The organism is Collinsella sp. CLA-SR-H006, assembly GCF_040097075.1.
GTDB lineage: Bacteria > Actinomycetota > Coriobacteriia > Coriobacteriales > Coriobacteriaceae > Collinsella.
The window spans coordinates 1-1,229 of record NZ_JBBNPD010000035.1 but is presented as its reverse complement, the minus strand read 5'-3'; the positions used below and the strand labels follow the sequence as shown (position 1 = coordinate 1,229).

Genomic DNA, 1,229 nt, shown 5'->3' with positions numbered 1-1,229 from the left:
GTCGTGCCGGCGGTGCCGCCGTTGCCGACGGCGGCCTGCCAGCCGACGTTGGAGACGTGGGCCTCGACGGATATGGCATTTGCAATCTGTTCTTGAGAGGTGGCTCCATCCACTTCAAGTGAGATTTTTAGTGCCTCAAGATTCAAGCCCCTACCCGTGGTTCCGGCAACCTTACCCGAACTAACCGGATCCATCCAGCCAATATTCTGCACATGGGCAGAAACACTAACGTTTTTGACGGTGAGCTGATCGTTGGAGGCAGAATCAGCGGCAGCGGCTTCGTTAGTCTCCCCCGATAAGACCTGCTGCGCGTCTTGAGGCTCGCTATCTACGGAGCCAGCATCCGATTCTTGCCCCCCAGAGATAGGCTCAGCTTGATTGGAAGTAGAGCCTTCAAGATGAAAGCTGTTTGAATCATCAGATCCGTCAATTGAATAATCGGCATATGCAGCAGTCACGGCCCATGATTGACTCATGAACAGCGCGATAACCACAAGTATAGAAACGGACACATCTAAGAGACGCTTCACGATTCCACCTTCCTTCGACTTCGACGGCGCCTATTTAATGACGACCGCCTGAGCTCCTCTTTGCGAGTATAGCGAGGCAATGCGCTGAGCTGAGTTAGAGACATAGCCAGCGAGTGAATCAGCAATGTAAACGGTACCTAGGGAGCGATTAAAGCCTCTTAAGACAACGGTGTGAGAGTTGGTATAGGTTCTATAAACCCTTCCGCCGTAAGCCTGAGTCGCATAGCAACTTCCCAGGTTTTGCATACCTATCGTTGACCAAATAATAACGGGATGTCCAGCTTCCAAGTACGAATAAAGGTCATAGAAACCAGTACCGGTCACATCGTAGGCTCGCAAACTACTACCACTGCTAATCAAGAAAGAATTCGCGGTGTTGGTCAGTCCGGGAGCAGATATGCAGTTTCCATTCGAAGCGCTATGAGGATTGCCCCAAAACGCCGTAACAAAATCCCAACTGCTCCTAGGCATATACGCGTCTGCAATGAAGGTTTTACCCAAACCAAATCCGTAATAGTTAAGCGCATTGGTCAATGCAACGGACTCGCAGCCAGTCGGAAGCTCGGGGTTCTGCATTGTACAAGGGACGTTGAGAACAACCGAATTCGGATGCAATGGGCGGTCCCTGTACGCGCCGTCCGTCGGGCCCGGGGCCGCCGAGCCCTTCGCGAGGACGCGGACCTGGAGCGCCTCTACGCG

General features: G+C 52.7%; 1 protein-coding gene and 1 pseudogene. Both read right to left on the bottom strand.

The features are described from left to right. Positions 1–530, bottom strand: a pseudogene (locus AAA069_RS09945) (hypothetical protein); the annotation flags it as partial. A 30-nt stretch (positions 531–560) separates the two neighbouring features. Further along, positions 561–1,229: C39 family peptidase (locus AAA069_RS09940; RefSeq protein ID WP_349128269.1), on the bottom strand; the 669-nt coding region annotated here is incomplete at its 5' end.